The 16,686-nt window shown below is 46.8% G+C and carries 18 protein-coding genes; 8 read left to right on the top strand and 10 right to left on the bottom strand.

Annotated elements, in window-relative coordinates:
- Nucleotides 1–53: 53 nt before the first annotated feature.
- The 5 genes from IPJ67_04815 to IPJ67_04835 all read left to right on the top strand — a co-directional run bounded on the left by IPJ67_04815 (nucleotide 54) and on the right by IPJ67_04835 (nucleotide 3,701).
- Nucleotides 54–356, top strand: a complete 303-nt coding sequence (locus tag IPJ67_04815; GenBank protein ID QQR77418.1) for a hypothetical protein — start codon at nucleotides 54–56, stop codon at nucleotides 354–356.
- Nucleotides 357–470: 114 nt separating this feature from the next.
- Nucleotides 471–1,244, top strand: a complete 774-nt coding sequence (locus IPJ67_04820; protein QQR77419.1) for a hypothetical protein — start codon at nucleotides 471–473, stop codon at nucleotides 1,242–1,244.
- A 682-nt stretch (nucleotides 1,245–1,926) separates the two neighbouring features.
- Nucleotides 1,927–2,301 carry a hypothetical protein gene (locus tag IPJ67_04825; GenBank protein ID QQR77420.1) on the top strand — a complete coding sequence of 125 codons (375 nt, stop codon included), beginning with the start codon at nucleotides 1,927–1,929 and terminating at the stop codon, nucleotides 2,299–2,301.
- A gap of 206 nt (nucleotides 2,302–2,507) precedes the next feature.
- Complete coding sequence (locus tag IPJ67_04830; protein ID QQR77421.1) at nucleotides 2,508–3,074, top strand: DUF1003 domain-containing protein; 567 nt, start codon at nucleotides 2,508–2,510, stop codon at nucleotides 3,072–3,074.
- A gap of 72 nt (nucleotides 3,075–3,146) precedes the next feature.
- Nucleotides 3,147–3,701 carry a hypothetical protein gene (locus tag IPJ67_04835; GenBank protein QQR77422.1) on the top strand — a complete coding sequence of 185 codons (555 nt, stop codon included), beginning with the start codon at nucleotides 3,147–3,149 and terminating at the stop codon, nucleotides 3,699–3,701.
- Between the two features lie 81 nt (nucleotides 3,702–3,782).
- Here the strand turns inward: IPJ67_04835 and IPJ67_04840 are convergent, their stop codons facing one another.
- The 10 genes from IPJ67_04840 to ruvB form a co-directional block, all read right to left on the bottom strand.
- Complete coding sequence (locus IPJ67_04840) at nucleotides 3,783–6,644, bottom strand: PBP1A family penicillin-binding protein (GenBank protein ID QQR77423.1); 2,862 nt, start codon at nucleotides 6,642–6,644, stop codon at nucleotides 3,783–3,785.
- A 97-nt stretch (nucleotides 6,645–6,741) separates the two neighbouring features.
- Nucleotides 6,742–7,692, bottom strand: a complete 951-nt coding sequence (locus IPJ67_04845; GenBank protein QQR77424.1) for an ATP-grasp domain-containing protein — start codon at nucleotides 7,690–7,692, stop codon at nucleotides 6,742–6,744.
- A 19-nt stretch (nucleotides 7,693–7,711) separates the two neighbouring features.
- Complete coding sequence (locus IPJ67_04850) at nucleotides 7,712–8,635, bottom strand: hypothetical protein (protein ID QQR77425.1); 924 nt, start codon at nucleotides 8,633–8,635, stop codon at nucleotides 7,712–7,714.
- An 11-nt stretch (nucleotides 8,636–8,646) separates the two neighbouring features.
- Nucleotides 8,647–10,050 (bottom strand): ATP-dependent zinc protease, encoded by a 1,404-nt coding sequence (locus IPJ67_04855; protein ID QQR77426.1) that lies wholly within the window; start codon nucleotides 10,048–10,050, stop codon nucleotides 8,647–8,649.
- A 9-nt stretch (nucleotides 10,051–10,059) separates the two neighbouring features.
- Nucleotides 10,060–10,713 (bottom strand): hypothetical protein, encoded by a 654-nt coding sequence (locus IPJ67_04860; GenBank protein QQR77427.1) that lies wholly within the window; start codon nucleotides 10,711–10,713, stop codon nucleotides 10,060–10,062.
- Between the two features lie 71 nt (nucleotides 10,714–10,784).
- Complete coding sequence (gene ruvC / locus IPJ67_04865; GenBank protein ID QQR77428.1) at nucleotides 10,785–11,288, bottom strand: crossover junction endodeoxyribonuclease RuvC; 504 nt, start codon at nucleotides 11,286–11,288, stop codon at nucleotides 10,785–10,787.
- Between the two features lie 24 nt (nucleotides 11,289–11,312).
- On the bottom strand, nucleotides 11,313–12,059 hold the full coding sequence (locus tag IPJ67_04870; protein ID QQR77429.1) for a YebC/PmpR family DNA-binding transcriptional regulator: 747 nt from the start codon (nucleotides 12,057–12,059) through the stop codon (nucleotides 11,313–11,315).
- A gap of 118 nt (nucleotides 12,060–12,177) precedes the next feature.
- Nucleotides 12,178–12,810, bottom strand: a complete 633-nt coding sequence (locus tag IPJ67_04875; protein ID QQR77430.1) for a PH domain-containing protein — start codon at nucleotides 12,808–12,810, stop codon at nucleotides 12,178–12,180.
- A 127-nt stretch (nucleotides 12,811–12,937) separates the two neighbouring features.
- Nucleotides 12,938–13,186 (bottom strand): hypothetical protein, encoded by a 249-nt coding sequence (locus IPJ67_04880; GenBank protein ID QQR77431.1) that lies wholly within the window; start codon nucleotides 13,184–13,186, stop codon nucleotides 12,938–12,940.
- 147 nt (nucleotides 13,187–13,333) lie between these two features.
- A complete protein-coding gene (ruvB, locus tag IPJ67_04885; protein QQR77432.1) occupies nucleotides 13,334–14,347 on the bottom strand; it encodes a Holliday junction branch migration DNA helicase RuvB in 1,014 nt (337 codons plus the stop codon).
- Between the two features lie 73 nt (nucleotides 14,348–14,420).
- On the opposite strand from ruvB, the gene IPJ67_04890 reads away from it, so the two are divergent.
- The 3 genes from IPJ67_04890 (at nucleotide 14,421) to IPJ67_04900 (ending at nucleotide 16,634) form a co-directional block, all read left to right on the top strand.
- Nucleotides 14,421–15,137 carry a hypothetical protein gene (locus tag IPJ67_04890; protein QQR77433.1) on the top strand — a complete coding sequence of 239 codons (717 nt, stop codon included), beginning with the start codon at nucleotides 14,421–14,423 and terminating at the stop codon, nucleotides 15,135–15,137.
- Nucleotides 15,138–15,235: 98 nt separating this feature from the next.
- A complete protein-coding gene (locus IPJ67_04895) occupies nucleotides 15,236–15,421 on the top strand; it encodes a hypothetical protein (GenBank protein ID QQR77434.1) in 186 nt (61 codons plus the stop codon).
- 649 nt (nucleotides 15,422–16,070) lie between these two features.
- Nucleotides 16,071–16,634 (top strand): hypothetical protein, encoded by a 564-nt coding sequence (locus tag IPJ67_04900; protein QQR77435.1) that lies wholly within the window; start codon nucleotides 16,071–16,073, stop codon nucleotides 16,632–16,634.
- The last annotated feature ends 52 nt before the right edge of the window (nucleotides 16,635–16,686 follow it).

Below are 16,686 nucleotides of genomic sequence, written 5' to 3' on the forward strand. Positions count from 1 at the left end.
GTTTATTTTCCGTGGTATACTCGATGCAGTTTTTTCAAAGAAAGGAAATAAGTATGAAGAGTGATGTTCAATCGGCGGTTCAATCGATCGGGTTTTCTCCGATTCTTCCTTCGAATGAGGAAGATGTCTCCCAACCTCTTCACGAACAGCTCCGCGAAGAGTTCCTGGAAAGTCTCGAGTATAGGGAGTTTCAAACTTGGGACTCTGAAGAGCGACGTGTGCAAGGGGGGACTCCTTTGAGAAGTGTCGTCGATATTCATTACCGAAAGGCCTTGATTGCATTCTCCAATCGGAAACGGAGAGAATTTGGTCTTCCAGAGGTGGAGGATCAGAAAAATGATTTGGCGGCGGGCTAACTCCCTGATATTTTTGAGCGGATCGGTAGGGAAATCGATCCGTTTTTTATTTCTCTGGTTTGTGATAGCATACGAAAAATAGCGGAACGTCGGTTATCTCTTAATGAAACTTCCATGAATCTCGAAAAAGAATTGCAAGAAATAGGACTGCAGGAAAAGGAGGCAAGAGTGTATATCGCCATGCTCGAGCTTGGGCGAGCGACGGCGCAGGACATTGCCAAGAAAGCGGATGTGAACCGAGCAACGACGTATTTTGTCATGGAGAACCTCATGAAGAAGGGGCTTGCGAGTGCGGTTGATGAGGGAACGAAGCAATACTTTCTCCCCGAGGACCCATCGCAGCTCGAAGCGATATTTGAAAAGAAGCGCATAGAGTTCGAAGCGCAGAAAGAGCGCGTCTCGGCACTTGTCTCTGAGCTCTCGGAGCGGAACGCTCTCAAAAACAAGAATCCGGTTGTGAAATATTATCTTGGAAAAGAAGGAATTCTCCGGATGGCTCACTCGAGTTTTAAGTACGCGAAGGGAGAAAAACTGTATACCGTTTTTTCAAAGGATGAGCTTGACAAATATATTTCCAAGGAAGAGACGGCGAAAGCTCGGGCGAAACGGGTAAAGAATCACATGGAGGCGCATGCGCTCTGCAATGCGTCGGAGAATCTTGTTTCAGAGGAAGGTGACGTTATCCTTCGTGTCCCTCAAGAAGTTTGCAATTTCCCGGGAGATATCTCGGTGTATAAAGACACGATTCAGTTTATCTCGTATGAAGATATGCTGGGGATTGTCATAGAAAATAAAGCTATTGCGATGACAATTCGCTCTCTTTTTGGTCTTGCGTTTGAACGAGCAGAGGAGAAATTTAAAACCCCCAACAATGAATTTTCTTCCTAAAGGAACATATTCCTTGAGAAATTTTCATTGTGGGGGGGGTACTTCCGCTTCCGGGACCTAGCCGACGCCTGGTCCCGAATTTTGTTGGCGGATTCCTCCGCCCGGTCCTCTTAGTTGCTGTTTCATGATACCTCCTTCCTCCGCGCACATGCTTTCACACCGCTTGGAGAAAAAGTTGTAAACGCCGTCACGCATGACGGCGGACTTGTCATTTCGACAGCGTTCGACATTGCGACTGCGACGACTGACAGTGAGAAGTGTAGCAGAAATATTGGTTTCTGTCAAGTTAGTCAACCATGGTTGATTAAAAACGAGGTATATTAGGGTATGTACTAATGGTTTCGGTGTGGCGGAATCGACGTTTTAATGCGCTAAATATCCGCAAAAAAGAGCAGGGGAATACCCTGTTTTTGTTTATTCTGAGTTAAAAAGAGGTCAGCAGAGAACATTATGTTCAACGCATATTGACAAATTATGAATTCTCTGCTACAATCGAGCGTTAGTGTGGAAAGACAATTTTTTCTTGGCGGAACGGCGGTTCCGGAGTAGTCTTCGGAATTGCCGTCTCGCTCGGAAACGGGCGAAGCGTTCTTCTCTCAATCGAGATTCTTTTGGAATCTCAAAAGAATCTCCGAGAGGATTTTGTTTTTTACAAATTTTTTTCAACCGGGAGGAGAGGAAAATGTTTGAGTCTATTTTCGATTTTGATTTTTGGTGGATGGGCGTCGGCGGCGGGTTTTTACTGGCGATTGCTGTGTCTTATATGGTGACCCACTGTATCGGTTGCCTCCTCTCGGGTCGGGGGAGTAGTGTCAATCGGGGCGCGGGACTTGTGTTTGTTTTGATTCTGGTGGTCCCTGCCTCTATTGGTCTTTCTACCCTCGCGTATTACGGTGCGCAGAGCGCAGTCGCCTTGTATGTCGAGGCGATTGATCAGGAAAGAAAAGCAGGGGAAGAAACTCCGAAAACGGAAATTCCGGAAGCGTCGAGTGAACCAAAGCCGAATAGTGGAAAATGGTCGAACAATCCAGAATTCGGCACCGGAAGTTCAAACTAAAAACCGAAAATCAACTTTTGAGGTGCGTCGGGTAGCGGGGTATTTCCTCGCTTACGTCATGGTCGGGATGCGATGGTTTTAGGGATAGGATGGATTTTTGGGGAGACCAACGTGTCTCCTCTTTTTGTTTTTTTAAGGCATTTAAAGAGGTGTCTTTTTGAGTGACATGTTTTGCCTCTCGTGCTGAAGCGGTGTAGACTTTGGGTATGGAAAAAAAATCTCTTGGGAGTGCAAAGAATGAGGTGAAAGAATTGGGAGTGGGAGAAAGTCCCCTAGAGGAGCTTGCGGAGCGATCGGCGCGGGCGATCGGGTCGGTGACGTCGTTGACAATTCACTCGATATTTTTTGTCGGGATTTTTTCACTTTCTTTCTTCAGGTTCACCTTTGATCAAATTCTTCTTATTTTAACGACAGTCGTCTCGCTTGAGGCGATTTATCTTGCCATATTCATTCAGATGACGGTGAATCGGCAGGCGGAAGATATCGACGAAGTGCAGAAGGATATCGATGACATTCAAGAAGATGTGGAAGATATCTCAGAGGATATTGAAGATATTCAGGAAGATGTTGAGGAAATCGGCGAGGATGTCGAAGGCATTCAAAAAGAAGTGGAAGAAATTGGCGATGATGTTGAAGAAATCTCGGAGGATATCGAGAAAGAAGAGACCGAAGAAGATCAAGAACGACGATCAACCGATGAGAAGCTGGAGAAAATAGAAGGCGCACTTCAAGCCTTGGTCCAAGATATAGAGAAGTTGCGTCGAGAGCGATAGTGTGCAAGATTGGAGGGCAGGGATTGGTGTACAGGAGTTCTTTTGAAAGATTTCAGTCAGTGGAGGTGTTTCATGACCATGAGCTTGAATGAAAAAGTTGCACTGCTACAGTCGCTGGAAGATATTTCAGAACCTGATCGGCAGATAGCCTGTGGAGAGCTTTTGCTTTTGTTGCTCGTTGCATTGCGACAGGCGACTTCCGAGGAGGGTATTATCGCTCTCTCCGAAGAATCGAGGAAGTTAATTGAGCAAGAGGTGATAGAACGGGTTGCAAATGTTCTGACTCAATGCTTCGGACTAGAGACGCTTTATCCTGGCATTTTGAATATGGATTACAAGGATGTCCGACGGGATTTACAAGGCTTGATGTATCAATTCTCTTCTTCGGATGTTAGTGATGATCTCTCGCATCTTGTTCCATGGCTTTTTTCTGGCAAATCATCGCACGAGAGCATTGGGAAATCTTACGATTGGTGTGCGGTAGATATCGAGAGAAGAATGCATGACTCTAGAGGAGATATACAAGATTGTGAGGAGCCGACAGATGAAGAATTGCTTGAGCGTATGCATGCAGGCTCAGAAGATTTTGCGGAGATGATTCGACGAACGTTCAAAAAGATGGAGTAAGATGCCGGACTGAGACCAAGAGACTTTGATTGAATCCAAAACCCCCTTCGAAATTCCGAAGGGGGTTGTTTTTTCAGGTAACTACGGTGTTGCTGGCAGGGCGCTGGTTTTTACATCTTTTGAGGTTTTTACTTCGTTGCCAAGTTTGTCTTTGAGGCGGGCTTCGATGGAGAGAGTGCTGCCGAGTTTCCCATCAGGGATGGCGTAGGTGGTGGAGAGTGAATTGCCACCGGCGGAGTCAACCTTGTCGCCATCGACATATATCTCGAGCAAATCAATGCCGTATGGTGCATCGCCTTTGGCTGAGATGGAGAGTGATGCGGAGGATGTTTCGCTTGGAACTGAGAGCGAGACTTCCGGACCGAATTTCGAAACGAAATCTTCCTCGGAACATTTCTCTGTCGGAGGGCTTTCGAAGATGACTTTCTTGTCCTTGCCATACCAATCTTCGGCAGCCTTGTCCCATGCTTTGTATTGCGGGTCGCGTTCAGGCTTGTCGGGGATGGGACCGCGCGGGTCGCTTCGGTCTACATAGGCGAGGATGTCGTGCGGACTAATGAAGTCTCGTTTGAATTGCTCTTTCTCAGGGCAGGCATCGCTTGCGAGGCAGAGGTTGCTGCTCTTTGGAATCTCGCAGACCTTTACACCTTCTTTCTTCTCAATCCATCCGCCGAGGAGGGGTTTGGTAATCTTTGGGAAATGCGGATCGAGTGGATCATTGGTTGTTTCATTGGTAGTGTCTGGAGTTGGAAGAGGGGTATTTTCGACGACTGTTGAATCTGGAACAGTAGGTGCATCTTTTGAGGTGTCCTTGAGATCACCATTTTTATCTCGTGGGGCAATTTCGTCATCGGGATTATATTTGGGAAACTCTTCGACAGCAGTATTTTCGAGTGCTTTATCCATGAAGGATCGCCAGATGGGAGAGGCGACATAGGAGCCGTCGGAGCCAGGCTTCATCGGGGAATTGTCATTGTTGCCCGCCCAGACGCCGGCGGCGAGTGAGGGAGTATAGCCAATTGTCCAGGCGTCGCGCCATTCATTGGTGGTGCCGGTCTTCGCTACCATAGGACGATTGTCGGAGCGGAGCGGATTGTTCTCACCGAAAACCCACGCGCGGTTTTCATTCTTCGAGAGTACGGAGTCGAGCATGGCAACGAATTTCTCTGCGACAATACGTTCGCCGGGTGAGTCTTTGTATTCTTCTTGCACTTCGCCTTTGGAATTTTCAATCTTCAGTATCGCGGTTTTCTCGTGCTTGACGCCACCGGTTGCGAGAGTGGCATAGGCATTCACATGATCGAGGAGTTTGACTTCGCCACCACCCAAGACAAGGGAGAGTCCGTAGCGTTCGGGCTGATTGAGGGTGGTGATACCGAGGTTTTTTGCGAGCGTAATAGCATCTTTGACGCCGACCAAGTAGAGCACTTTGACAGCGGGGACATTGAGTGATCCGCCGAGCGCTTTCATGAGGGGTAGTGGTCCGTGAAATGTTCCGTCGTAATTTTGCGGTTCATAGGATTTGCCGTCTTCGGTAGAGAAATTTGTTGGTACATCGTAGATTACGGTTTCAGGGACATAGCCTTTGGTGAAAGCGTCGAGATAGACATAGGGTTTGAAGGACGATCCCGGTTGGCGATCTCGGATGGCGACATTTACCTGCCCATCAATCTTGGTGTCGAAATAGTTCTTCGAGCCGACCATTGCAAGAATTTGCCCGGTCTTGGGATCGATGGCGACGAGGGAGGCATTTTCGGCATTATAGCGGAGGTTCTTTTCGGCGCCTTCGGATACCGCTTGCTCCGCTGCCTGTTGTTTTTCCCAGTCGAGTGTCGTTGTCACTTTGAGTCCACCTTGTTCAATCTGGTCATCGCCGTAGTGTTTGGCGAGATATTCTTTTACATACATTACGAAGTGCGGCGCGGCAATTTGTTCGCGCTGAGCAGTGAGTTTCTGAAGCGTGTCTATTGATTTTGCTTCAGTAGCTTCATCGGCAGTGATATAGCCAAGACTTGCCATGGTTGTGAGTGCTTTCGCTTGTCGCGCCTTCAGTTCCTCGAGATGTGAGCCGTAAGGGGAATAGTAGGTTGGCGCATTGGGGAGGGAGGCGATGAGGGCGGATTCGTCGAGTGTGAGGTCTTTCGCATTTTTCCCAAAAAATGTTTGTGCTGCTGCTTCGAGTCCATAGGCATTTGAGCCATAGGGAATTTCATTGAGATACATGGCGAGAATCTCGTCTTTCGAGAATTTCTGTTCCATTTCGACGGAAAGTATTGCCTCTCGTATTTTGCGTGTGAATGTTTTCTCGGGAGTGAGGAGAGAATTCTTGACGAATTGCTGTGTGATAGTGGATCCACCCTGCTGAGCGCCACCCCCGACAAAGTCCTTGAAGACTGCCCGCATGATGGAGGAGAACTTGATGCCGTGATGAGAATAGAAATCTTGATCTTCGAGGGTGATGGTTGCTGCTCGAACAGCCGCCGGCATTTCGGAGAAAGGTATGATAGTGCGCTTCTCTTCACCGTGCACTTCGTAGAGGAGGTGTGTGCCGGTGCGGTCGAAGATCTTGGTCGACTCGGCAATGAAACGCGTATTCACCTTACCGGGGCTAGGCAAATCTTTGGCGAAATATGCAAATACACCAACAACAGACAGTATGCCCACAATGAAAAGCCCGAGGAAAATTCGGAGAGCCCATTTCCAGAATCCGGATTTTTTCTTCGGCGATGAAGAGAATGAGGATTTCTTCATGGCGTCTGTTGGAAGGTTTATGGTGCCAAGGGGTCCTCGGGAAAGTGTTGATGTGCCCTGTCGATGTGTCATGCGCGCACACCAGCGCCCGACAGATGAGTCTGCGAGTCGGGAAGGAAATGAGTCTGGATTTTCTCGCAGACGTCGCCACGCGTCTTTCACATCCCGGAGGATGGATTTCAAATGTTCCATTGTTCGCCGGAAAACGGCTTACTCATGGCTCAATGCATTGCAACACTTCGCCATTTATGTCTCTATTGTAGCGCGAAAAGAAGGTAGATTCAAGGAGTTAGAGTGAGGAGAGTTTCTCTTGAAAGACTGCTAAAAGCGCGTGATACATTTTTTCCATACTGGGTCTTTCTTCGGGCGTGAAATAGAGACCAGGCATGGAGTTGAGTTCAACAATCCATGGGAATCTGTTTTTGTCGAACATGATGTCGATTGTATAAATCTTTGGTTGAAATGATGAAAAGATTGATTGTGCTCTATCAATAATCGGACGGACTGATTGAGGAATATCCTTGTTGTGAATAATCCTTAAACTCCCTCCTTGAGCGAGATTAGCAAGAAAGCTCCCAGATTTTGGCTCACGTATATAGGCGTATATTATGGCATCGTTAACGAGAATTATACGGAAATCATGCATTTTTGATGATATGTTCGGCACGCCATGGGAGGAATCTATAAAATCTTGAATGATATGTTCACCTGAAAATGATATGTCTTTTGCATTTTCTTTTTCAAAAATTTGAATCCCTTTTCCTCCGCTTTCGTTTATCGGTTTTAATACAACTTTTTCTGTTGTAATTTCGGAAATATTTTTTTGAAGCTCTGTCGGATTTCTAACGAGTATGCTTTTCTTGCTCCATTCCTGGAAGAGTAAACTGGAAAGAAATTTATCATCAATTATTCGAGTAAAGTGCAAATCGTTTATGAAGGAATAGTGCATTCCGATAGATTCTTTTTTGTAGGATGATTCTGCATGACTTCTTGTCTTGTCGTAGATAATATCCGGAATTATGTCGTGGACACGTTTCCATTGATTATCTTCGTATGTCCATGCGTGACGGAATATATTTTTCTTGTAATCATACCACTGGTAGGATGCGCGGTACATCTGAATTCCTCCCTGCTTGCAGAGAGAATAGAATAGTTCGTAAGAATATTGGCGCCCCCTATCGTTAAACGGAACTTTATTTTCCCAATTGCTTTTCCCGAAGAGGAGGAGTACTTTTCTCATAGAAAATTTCTCTGAAGTTTTATGAAGAATGTGCTGTAAATTCCAAATTAGACATTATGTAAAGAACATTTCGGTGCTCTTCACTGGAAAGGCTTTCTGTTTTTGTTGCCCTTCTCAAGTCACGTATGTATCCTAATTTTTTAGAGAAATTTTCAACACATTCTTCCTGTATTGCTTTGAGGAGAGCTGACTGTGTTTGACAGAGCTTTGCTGCAACAAGAAATTCTACTTTGTTGTCTAAAGATATTATAGGGAAATGCTTCTCAAGAATTTCCTCACACAAGTAAATTATGGATTGGTATATATCGGTGTTTTCTTGTAGGGGTTTTTTGTTGTAGAATTCTGACTCTCCAATAATGCAGTGTGTGAAATAGTAAAGACTTAGTTCGGCGTATTCGTTTGTATCAGGATAGTGTTTCTCGGCGATATGAAGGAGATTTTCAGGGTGAAACAGTGTAGAATCTTGCAAGATTCCCCTGGTAAGGTAGAGGAAATTTATACCGAGTGTAGAGAGTGCTATGAGTGAATGAGGATCATTGAGAAGTGTCTTTGCATAGAATTGAAGGATATCTTTAGGTATCGCAAGAAGAACTCTCTCTCGGATGTCAACTCTAAAAATGGTCTTTAGAAATAACCACTTGAAAAGTAGCGCATTGTATTGGGTAATCCAAGGATATTTTTCGAGCGCGAATTGTCTTTGATGTAGAAATCTTCTTGAGTGTTCTGCAACAGGGTTCTTTACGTTCTCTAGGATTTCTTCAATGTTTTCAAGAAAAAAATCTTTTAAAGAAATTAATCTTTTCTCATAGCAGGACTCTTGTGTCCATAGAAATAATCTCGAGTTGAAGTGGAACTGCTTGGCTTTTGAAAGCGATTCCATGTTATCGCAATAAGTTTTCAGAACTTTTTGTTGAATAGACTTCGTGACTTCCCTTGGAGACATAGAATGATTTTTTATTTCGTTACGTCCACTAAAAACTTCCGTAGATTCTTTTTTCCAATAATAACGGGATAGTCTAATTCCGAACGGTCGATGAGGGTAACTTTTGTGAGGATAACAAACGAATTTATGACAACTTGTATTTCTATCTTAATTCGATACGTGGTGCCATGCGAAGACTTTACTGGGACAGATGAAACAACATTCGGAATTCCCTCGAACATTTTCCATCGTGTTTCACGGTCGAGTGCAGAGAGGTTCCCCCATGTTTTTTGCGCACTCTGATAGCCATCCACAGTTTCCCCAAATCCCAACTCTCGTGCAAGCTCGGTATCAATCGAGGTGGAGTCGGCGCCGGTGTCTATTTTTGCTTCAACTTCTATTTCTTTGCCGTTTTTGCCGATGAGTTTCACTTTTTCTACGGTGCCAATGATTTTCTTGCCGGAGATTTCCTCAAGTTCTTCTTCAATCTCGCCACCGAAGAGATCCATGCCCATACGTAAACCCTTCTCGACGGTTTTGATGGTGAGTCCTGAGACGCGCTCGAGTCGACCTTTTAGTCCATCAAGGTTGGCGACTTGTATCGAGAGTCCCGGGCGAGCATTTAGTTCGAGGAAGACTGGGCCGCGATCGCGATCGATAGCGACGTCAGCGCCGAGGAATCCGAGTCCGGAGACTTGCTGTGCTTCGATCGCCATTTTGAGGATATCTTTCCAATAGGGGATGCGGATACCAGAGAGGACAAGTCGGGTGCCGGGGATGTTCTCGATGATGCGATTCTTGCCCCAGACGGCGGTTGTTGTTGTCCCGGAGGCGAGGTCTATGCCGACGCCGATTGCGCCCTGTTGGAGGTTGGCGCGTCCGCCGGACTCTTTGGTTGGGAGGCGGAGCATCGCCATGACGGGCACCTTGTTGTAGATGACGATGCGAATATCAGGGACGCCCTTGAAGGTGTATGGCTTGAAAAGTTTGAGGAGTTTCAGTCGCTCTTCAAAGAATGCGGAGTCGGGGATATTTGCGAGTGAAAAGGAACCATCGAGAATATTTCGGATATGTGTTTTCAAATCTTCAATTGTAACAAGGGATCCGTCTGCCTTGATCCAGGTGTGCTCGGTATCCTTTTTCTTCCCATAGACGACGATGATTCCTTCGCCGCCAAAGCCGTGATTTGGCTTTAGGGCAAAGCTCCCAGGAAGGGATGACCAGTCGAAATTCTCGATCTCGTGTGCATCTTTGATACGAGCAAGGAGGGCGGGAACAGGGAGCTCATGCTTGGTGAGGAGTCGCTTGCACGCCATTTTGTCGTCGGCGAGACGCTTTGCTCGGCGCTTGTTGTAAGGGCGCAGATAGTCGAGATTGCGTGCATTCATGCCGAGAATATCCCGACTTCTTTTCCAGGCTTCGAGAAAGTGGAACATAGACATTTCCTATGATTTCAACAATTTCGAAAACCGCAGGTATTCCGAAAGACGTAATCCTCTCCATCGACCGAGGAAAATATTGACCGGAATCGTGAGGAGGACAATCCAGGGTGAGAGGAGGAGGATACTTGCAAGTACCTGAGAGCGCGCGAGGAAATACCCGATGAGAGAGATAAAGAGCGTCTCGGTGGCGAGAATGAGTGCGGTTTTGTCACCTTTTTCGATTTGCGTGGCGACAAATTTCTCGACCAGGGTAATCATGATGAGGAGCGGAAAGATAGAGACGGAAGCGAGTCCGGTGCGATGGAGGTAACCGCCGGCAACGAGTATGCCAAGGATAACGATGGCGACGATAGTGAGGGTAATCGCGACGCGCGGGAGATAGAGGAGGCGGAGTCTTCGGAGGAGGAGTCGCGAGAGCATGCCAATTAAGATGATGCTCACAAAGATGGCGATGCCGTATTTGAGTCCGCCCGGATCAAATGCAAGAAAGGCAAAGGTGACAATTGATGGCGTGTAGATGCCAAATGCCTTGATACCGACGACTTGTCGGAAAAAGGCGACGAGTGTGACGATGAGTGGGAACATGAGTATGTACCGAATTGTATCGATGGGAACTCCCTGGTCGATGAAGTTGAGAAAGAGAGGGTGGAGAGACATAGGTTCAAATGAAAAATTTCAAACGCTTCATCATTCCCGCGAAGGCGTGAAGATGGCATGACTGGGAGTTTTTAACTCTGCTTGTTTTCTTTGAGCATATTTTGGTACGTTCTGCTGTTGGCATGACAGAGGGCAAGGGCAAGGGCGTCGGCGACGTCATCGGGCTTGGGAATCTTTGCGAGCTTCAAGATACTCTTGATCATGATTTGCATTTGTTTTTTCTCCGCGCGTCCGTAGCCTGTGAGGGATTGTTTGACCTGGAGCGGTGTGTACTCAGATAGCCTAATGCCCAGGGTCTCAAGCGTCAAGAGTATGGCTCCGCGGGCTTGACTCACATCGATGACTGTTTTCTGATTCTTGAAGAAAAATATCTTTTCGACGGAGGCTTCTTCAGGGGAATATTTCTTCGAAATTTCTCGGAGGTCGCTGGCGATTTCGGCGATACGTTCGGAGAGTGGAAGTGTTGCACTGGTCGAGATATGTCCGTAGGCTATGGCGGTTATGACACCTCCACTCACATCGAGAACGCCCCATCCAACCGTTGCTGTTCCAGGATCGATGCCGAGAATGCGCATAATGGGGGGATTTCTAGGGAAATTTTATTGCGCGTTATCATAGACAATATCCACATCGTCGTGGTCATTGAGTTTCTCAAGGAGGGATTCATAACTCGCGCGGTCGTCATCGGAGAGGGTGATTCTTTCTGTTGGGCGATGGACAATTGCCGATGAAGCGATAGTATACTTTTCCTGCGCGAGGGATTCTTGTGTCGACTGAAGGTCTGAAATAGCGGTGTATATGAAGAGAACGCCTTCTTGCTGATCATATTCGGTATCGAGTGCGCCAGCTTCTATGGCATCGAGCTCGGCGGCTTCAAGTTTCTCTTCGGGGATTTCAATGGCGATTTCGCCAACTTCCTGAAAGAGGAATGATACGGATCCGGTTGGGACGAATTTCCCATTATTTTTGGTAAGGATGCTCTTTATTTCGCTCACGGTGCGATTACGATTCTCGCTCGATGCTTTGATGATGAGGGCGATATTGCCGGGGCCGCCTACCTGCCGGCATGGCAGGAGTGCTTCGTAGAGGAGCTCGTCTATCTGTACGCCATCCTTATCACCTCCGGCACCGCGTTGTATGGCACGATCGATGTTCTCTTTGGGCATGTTGTACTCGCGCGCTTTGTCGATGGCGAGGCGAAGTTTGAAATTGGTAGTCGGATTGCCACCACCTTCGCGTGCTGCAATCGTGATGGGACGGGCGAGTTTGGTGAATACCTTGGCGCGCTTGGCGTCGTTTACGCCTTTGCGATGTTTGATGCCCGCCCAGTGTGAATGTCCTGACATAGGTTGCTCGTTAGGGAATTTCTACTGGCGAGCAGTGTACCCGCTTCCCTCTATTTTTTCAAGAACGAGGGAATGAGCATGAGGAATATAGCATGAGAAGCGGGTGAGGAGGAATGAACTATGATGTCGGGGCTATTTCTTTTTTTCCGACGGATTTTTTCTGCGAACCTTGGTGCTGGAAGTTTTCTTCCATGAACTCGATTTCTTCCTGGTGAGTGTCGCGCGCCATGTCCATGATGGTGTCTTTGACGCCGTAAGGATCGGGAATTTTGTGAAACTGGAAGCGTTCTTGTTCCCCGGCGGATTGGATGAAGACGTCGCCGTAGTTGAGCATGGAAGGGAAGAACCCTTTCACTTCACTTGTGGTGTCTTGAACGCGGAAGAGGTAGAGCTCGCTCATGGATCGGACGAAAAGTCCTTTTTGTTCGATGTTCACGATGCGTTTGGTGGTGATAATCCAGACGTCGAGGTAGTAGTCGATCCAGATAAGAAACGCGAAGAGCCAGAGGAAAATGAGAAGCATGCTCTCGACGAAGGCGAAGAGTCTCCTGTCGATGGTGACAAATGCATCGGGATAAATGAAGGAAAAGAATACAAAGGTACTGAGAACGACGAAAAGCCCGATTATAAAGGGAATAAATTGCACGAAGATGTTGAACCAGTGACGATGAATCACGTAGAGGATTTCTTCATCAGCATCCTGCCCCTCGAAGGAACATGAGCGTGTGAGTTCTTTGTTGGGTGTCATCATAGAAGCGGGAAGAAGGAATTTGAAAGAGAATGCGCTGGAAGTATAGAGAGCTAGAGTCCGTTAAGAAAGGCTATCTTTCTGAAAAACAGTGAAAAAGCAATGGCTTTTTGATATTTTTAACAGGTTCTTAGAATGAGCTCCCCGTTGTGTTGGGAAGGGATGGTATGAGGGAGCTGATGGTATCGAAAGGAGTGGAAAGAAAAAGAGCGACATTGACGAAAAGGAGTATAGCCATGCCAACACAGAAGACAAGAATAGTGATTCTCGAGACGCGACGGTTGACGGAATAATTTGCCAAGTGAAACACGATGAAAAAACTCGCAAAGAGTATGCCGAGCATGAAGAGCGCGTAGAATGGTCCGACAAAAAGTTTCATGAGTGTATTATATCACGAAGTGGAAAAGGGGCGTTAAATTTTTTTAACTCACTCTCGCTTTTTGAAATCACTCCCACAAATTTACTCTTGTAAATCGTAAACAAAGAGAAAAAGAAGCGATTCAGATATAAGGTGCTATTCAAGGGACTACAAGAGTTTCTTTGCATGTTCTTCGGGGGGAGTTTTACCAAGGTGCGTGTAGGCTTCTGGTGTCGCGACTCGGCCGCGGGGGGTGCGGGTGAGGAGTCCGAGCTGGATGAGGAAGGGTTCGTAGACGTCCTCAATGGTTTCGCGCTCTTCGCTCGTTGCGGCGGCGATGGTTTGGACGCCGACGGGACCGCCGGAAAATTTGTCAATCAATGTAGAGAGAATGTGTCGGTCGGTCGGCTCGAGTCCAAGATGGTCTATCTCGAGAAGACTGAGCGCCTCAATAGCGACGTCTCGAGTGATGATTTCGACATCTCGAGTTTGCGCGTAGTCGCGGACGCGTTTGAGGAGACGATTGGCAACTCGAGGGGTGTGTCGGCTTGCCTGGGCAATCCGCTCTGCGCCGGAGGGGTCGATGCCAATATCAAGGATGCGACTCGATCGCGTGAGGATGCGAGTTATCTCTTCCTCGGTATAAAATTCGAGGCGATGTACGGAGCCGAAGCGATTGCGAAGCGGATTGGAAATGGAGCCGAGCCGAGTGGTTGCGCCGATCAGGGTGAACTTGGGCAAGTCGAGCTGGATGGTGCGCGCTGAGGGACCCTTCCCGATGATGATATCGAGCTTGTAGTCTTCCATTGCCGGGTAGAGAACTTCTTCGATGAGTTTGTTGAGACGGTGAATTTCGTCGATGAAGAGCACGTCGCCATTTTCGAGGTTTGTGAGGATTGAGCCGAGGTCTCCGACACGCTCAATTGCGGGACCGCTCGTCACTTTCATCCCGACGCCCATTTCTTTGGCGATGATATGAGAGAGTGTTGTCTTGCCCAGGCCAGCCGGACCATAGAAGAGCACGTGCTCCACAGGGTCGCCGCGTTTGCGTGCTGCCTCGATAAATATGCCGAGGTTTCGTTTGATCTTTTCTTGCCCGATATACTCGCTGAAGCCCTGTGGGCGGAGTGTTGTATCGAGCACGGGATCGTCGGCCTTGGCAGTGGAAGAGGTAAGAGTCATAAATGCGTATTTCACGCCAGTATACCCCCTGTTGACAAAAAATAAAAGCCATGCTAACATTGCCAGTTCCGCTGTGTTTCTGCTCGTTGACAATATAGTAGGAGTAATCGCTTGTATATGGCGCTGCGCACTTTCCAATGTCGATGTGCGTAGTACCAGCACAGCACAACAGACTCGCCCGTCTGTAGACAATTGGGGGCTTCTATCTTTTGTCCTCAATCTTGGGAGCTTTCGCCCAGATCGGGTGGAAGGGTTTCGGCTCTTCCATTCCTCGACACCGTTCCTTCCCTCGGGGATTTATTTTCGAGGATTTGTCTACAGGCTGGCGGGGATGTGTCTCGTCTTTCAAAGTTTTACGAAAGGAGGTGGTGAGATGAGTGCTCGTGAAATAAGGCAGGCTATTCGTGGCGCAGTACTGTCGTCTGTGAATAGGATCAATTTATGTGGTGATCGCATATTTCAGATGAGTTGGGATAGCGACTCCGCAAATATTCTGAAATGCTTACTCAAAAATGATATCGTTAAGGAACGATACGTTCGTGAGCAACTGGACATTCGATTAAAAGCACTGGGTCGTTCCTGTTTTGAGCAATATAAGCGTGGCAAATACCCAGATCGTGTACTTTCGCCACAAGCTCTCGCATATGCGCTTCAGCATGGAGAATTCACTCCGGAAGAAAAAGCTGTCATACGGTTTAATCACGGTGATACAAAAGGGACATTTGTTCGAACATTTAATAGGGATGATCAGTTGCTCCAAAAGGTGTTTGACCAACTAATCTCTACGTAATTTTGAACAATTTCTAACTTCTTGTTAAAAGCGAATATTCTATCCAAAATAAGAATATTTGCTTTTTTCTTTCTCAAAATCTTTCCAAATCTTTACGGATGCACGACACAGAGGACTTCGTCGAGGGAATTTTCTTTGCTGTTTTCCCTTTATTGCGCTACAATCAAGCTATGCAGAACTGGTCAACCGATATCGCTGAACTCAAAAAAGATCCGGAGCAATACGCGCTGTGGCGTCTTGAGCATTTGGTGAATTTTGGTCTGGGCGGAGAACGAATCGATTAAAAAGAATTTCGGAAGTATTGGAGCAAAATGACTTTGGATCCGAACAAAAAAATTACCTCACTCTGCTTTTATGGCCGAAACAATCCTGAGCGAAAATCAAAGAAAAGTTTTGGAAGCAGTGAGTATGAATCCGATGGTGTGTGAAAACTTTCACTTGATTGAAGGATTATCAAGTAGTGAAGGCTTCTTCTTCAAGATATAAGGTATTCATTCTTGACGGAATACGAATTCCGCGTTATTGTGGAGTGTCGTTCTTTGAGGTCTTGGTAGGGAGTACATTAACAAAGCGGATGTATGGAACGATAGATGGTACTCCCTCGGGGATTTATTTTCGAGGATTTGTCTACAGGCTGGCGGGGATGTTTGCCTTTCTTAAAAATGTATTGGAGGATATTGAAATGAAAAGTCTGCATGACATGAATGGGCTGTCGAACAGATTGCGGAGGCGAAAAAATTGGATAGGGGTGTCTATGCGCGGTTTTTCGGGGCAGAGATCTGGGTGTTTTCTTGGGATACACCGAAAGATGTCGCTGATCGCATTTTCTCTGTATCACGAGAGAAGTCGGTGGAAGATCAATCGACCCATGAAGTGCGATTGAAAACTCGCTATGGGAGCTGAACTATTGCCCTTTTGGGCGGAGGTGATGTGATGAATAAAAATTGGGTTCCGGTGTGGACGCTTTTTCATGGGGATCAGCTGCGAAGACAGGAAAGTGAAATCGAGTATTCCGGGGAGAAGTGCTGGATAAAAGGTATAGGATCCTCGCAACATTTTTGGATTTGTATACCAAACAAGAAGCTTTTGCCTCATGCTCACATATTCCTGTTTCACGGAAGCTTTGTCCCATTTGGAATGAGTCCTCGGGTTAAGGAGTTGTCTTGGTGTTGGTGTAGCGACCTTGAGCAGAGGGATTTTCCGATTGTTCATAATGATGAAATGCTCTACAGTGCGACGACGAGTAAGCAAAGTGCATCTCCTTTAAATTTCAAGGGAGTTGATACACGCCTTTTTGGATTCAGTGGATTGAGAAGATTAAGTCATGAAAACGGAAGGCTTACGCATCAAAGTATGTACACACTTGCTCTGGCGATTCCAAGAGGTGATGAGTGTATGGTTATTCTCATGTTTCGAGAGCGATCGCTTCAGCCTATATATCGTATGGTTCGAAGTCTGCCGAAAGAGGTAATTGTTGAAACGGCAAGTAGCTATTGATGGATAAACGTCGGTCGCTACGTGCAAGTCTTGTTTAAATTCAAAAAGCCGA

The sequence above is a fragment of the Candidatus Moraniibacteriota bacterium genome (genome assembly GCA_016699385.1).
Classification (GTDB): Bacteria; Patescibacteriota; Minisyncoccia; order Moranbacterales; family UBA1568.